Annotated in this window: 2 protein-coding genes; both read left to right on the forward strand. The window is 40.4% G+C overall.

The window, feature by feature from the left end; all coding sequences use genetic code 11:
- Positions 1-1,623 (forward strand): DUF637 domain-containing protein (locus ACFINX_RS09490; protein WP_375668744.1); only part of this gene is annotated, 1,623 nt, incomplete at its 5' end.
- Positions 1,624-1,629: 6 nt separating this feature from the next.
- Positions 1,630-3,598 (forward strand): DUF6990 domain-containing protein (locus tag ACFINX_RS09495; protein WP_375668745.1); only part of this gene is annotated, 1,969 nt, incomplete at its 3' end.

Below are 3,598 nucleotides of genomic sequence, written 5' to 3' on the forward strand. Positions count from 1 at the left end.
GCCTCGGGCGCTGCCAGTGCCATTACCGGTGCTTTGGGGCTTGGCTCGAGCACCGCCATGAATGCAGCGATACAGGCAGGTGTCCAAGCACTGATTAACAAAAGCGCTGTGGCTCTTGTTAACAATCGCGGCAATATTGCCGGTGCCTTGCATGAGCTTGGCTCTTCAAAGAATGTTCTCAGCATTGTCTCATCGATGTTAACGGCGGGCTTAACCAGCCAACTAACCGAAATGGCTGGTGTTGGGCAATCCTTGCCCAAAACGGCTCCTCTGGTTGATCGCATCACCCGTGAGGCGGAAAAGAACTTGATCAAAGCCGCCATTGGCACAGGCGTGCAAACGGCTCTTGAGGGTGGTTCTCTTGACAAGAACTTTTTTAACAATCTGCGCATCGCCCTGTCTGATACGGTTGGCAAATCGTTGGCGGAAGAAATCGGTACCGCCAAGGCTGAAGGCAAAATAGACACGGTCACACAGATCGTTGCCCACGCCGGTCTTGGCTGCTTAAAAGGCGCTGTTGCGAGCGGTGCTTGCACAGCCGGTGCTGTGGGGGGGGCTGTGGGCGAAGCCACTGCTATGCTCCAGTTTAAACTGTCGACCAAAAATTTTATACAAAAAGAAATAGCAGCATTGGATGGTCGTGTTCCAACGGCAGAAGAACAAGCGCGTATCAATGCAAAGATTGAAGCACAGTTTTCTGATTTTAATGATCATGCCATTGATATCGCGCGCATAGCGGGAGGCTTTGCTGCTGCCCTTGCTGGTGGTGATGTCAATACTGGCGCTGATGCCGCAGGTAATGCTGCCGAAAATAATTTTCTTCCTGCGGTAGCAGCTGCTGTAGCGTTCATTGTGTCGCTTACGCCACAAGAGTTGGCAGCTCTGTCTCTTTTTATGGCTGGTGGAGCAACTATTGTTCAATCTCCTAACAATAGAACCGCTATAGCTGATTTCCTTACCTATTGGTTTGCATCGAAAAATTCTGCAGAAGATAGCGAAAAAACAAATCAAAACTCACAAGAAGAAAAAAATAAAGATTCTCAGAAGGAAAGTAAAAATAAGAAAAAAAACGGAAACAATAAAGAACCACAAAACAATAATGACGATGACAACGATGGAAAGGGTAAAAAGCTTAATAAAGGTAGGAAATATCATGACAAAAAACGCGATGAGGAAAAACAAAGATTAGAGGAGGAAGGATTTTCACCAAGCGAGGGAGAATTAACGATTGAAATTGAAATTAAGACAGATAAAGGTACAATTAAGGCAAGAACACGTCCTGATAATACTTATATTGAGGATGGTGAACCAGCATTTAGTGAGACGAAAACAGGTAAAGCCAAATTAAATAAAATGCAGAAAGCTTTAAGAGAAATATGTAAAACAACAGGAAGTATAAAGTTTTGTGGTCCTAAAGCTGAAGAGTATCTTAAGAAAAATAAAGAGAAATTTAATAAATACCAAGAAAATTTAGAAAAGTTTATAAAAAAAGAGAAACCAACTGAGGAACAACTAAAAAAATTTAATAAAGAGTGGCCTAAAAAACAATTGAGTAAGAAATGGGAAAAAGGACCACGAAAATATAAACTAAACGAATATCCAAGTTATTTAGAAGAAAAGTGAATGACTATGCAAACCAAAAACGTAACAGAAATTTTAAAAAGATTGGGCTGGGAGACTCATCGCCATGAAGTTGGAGATACATTTGCTTATTATCATCTTTCTGATCGTATAATACGCATTCTCTATGATGTTGTAGATTATGGAGAGGATGGTGGAAGGTTGCGGCTATCAGTCGCTCTTACTACCGCCGCTTATTGCCTTGCTGAGGAATATTCTAATAGCGAACAGTCGCGCTATAAATATGATGATATGTTGATTTCTGCAGAAGAAAATTTCGGAGTTACAGCACAGAATCTTTCTGAAAGTCATATTGAGGAAGCTTTAAATAGGGTAATTGCGTGGGCGAAAGTACAAGATATTGAACAAAAATTGCATGAAGAAGCCGCCAATCATTCTGCTGTTGCACAAGCATTGCTTGGCGATATTGATGCTTTAAGGTCTGATAAGCCGGCACCCCAATTACATGTTCCAGAATTTGCCGATTATGCAACCATGGAGTGGATTGATCGCCTTATTTTATTTGCACAAGCCTATAAGAATGGAGAGTTAGACGATATTCTAACGCGCAAAAAGCCCAAACAGCGCTCGATAAGCCTTACCGCAGCAAGTCGCATCTTCAAAACGCTAGGATGGATTGCTATGGAACCTGGGAGAATGTTTCTTTCTTTGCCAGATCGTTTTATTCAGTTTGATTTTGGTTTTGTACGCCTCCATGACAATTACAATGTCCGTCTTGAAGCTGAGATCTCTAATGAAGAGATTTCTATAGCTTGTCGTTATATTCACTATAGGGGAGAATATAATTGGATACGACCTACGGATATTTATCAGTCTTTTAATACAATTGGGGGAGGGATTTTTAGTGGTTTTGGTAAAGGGATTGATATTTGTGTAGAGAGGTTGAATGAGCAAGAATTGACGCAAATCTCTGAGCGGATAATACAATGGGCACGCGCTCAAGATTTACAAGCATCGATCGAAAGCAAAACAGTTGTTCAAAAATATAGTTACGATACAGATATAGTTTGGCATTTGGCTTGTTTAGCGTTGACAGGTCGAATTGATACCCTGAAATCTTATAAAAATTTTTTAGAAGCTGTTACGATTTCTGAACATTTGGATGATGATGAAGTAGAAAAATATGTTAACCATGCCGTTGAATTTGCTGAAGAACATCTGAAAATCCTTAATGAGCGAGAAGCAGCAGAAGCACATCTTGGTCCGAAAGCTTTGATTACTTTCAATAAGGTTGCTGAGCAATTAAAAGAAATGGGTTGGACAGTTTATCGTGATAAAAACTATGATCGTAATACCTATTTTATCAGTAAAGACCGTATCATCAATATAATGTACAGTCTTCAAAGTGATGAAGAAGAGCCAATTGTTGCATTTAAGGCTTCCCTTTCAACACTTGGCTTTTCCACTGCTCATAGAGAGATTTTCTATAATATGCCTCAATATATAGCCCTCAAAGAAGCAGAAGAAGTTTATACAGTTTCTAGTACTGAATTGGATAGAGGCAAGCTAAAGGAGATTTGTACAGATATACTTGAATGGGCAGATCGGCAAAATGTCAATCAAATCATTTATGATTATGCGGCTTTTTCCCCAGACAGTGAACTTGATCTTGTAGCGCGTCACCTTATTGCGCTTGTTTTGATTGGGGATGTTGAAAAGCTCAAATCTTATAAGGAGAATTTTAGAAAGGGAAATCCTTTAGGTTTTGTGGAAGAAATCTCAAAATATAGAATTGATAATCTCCTCACTCTTGCACGGGGTTATCGAGCAGGTTTTCCGAAAAATGCACCGATTTTGAGCTTGGATCCGCAAATAGCATCTGTTGCTTCTAAAACAACTTCTGTTGAAGTGGCAGAGGAAGTGGATGAAGTGGATGACAATGATGATCGTCTCACCATGGAAAGTGCTCATGCACTTTTAAAAAGCTTAGGCTGGTCAACCGAGAAAATCAATGAGA

This window comes from Bartonella sp. AP36NXGY, assembly GCF_042195865.1.
GTDB lineage: Bacteria > Pseudomonadota > Alphaproteobacteria > Rhizobiales > Rhizobiaceae > Bartonella.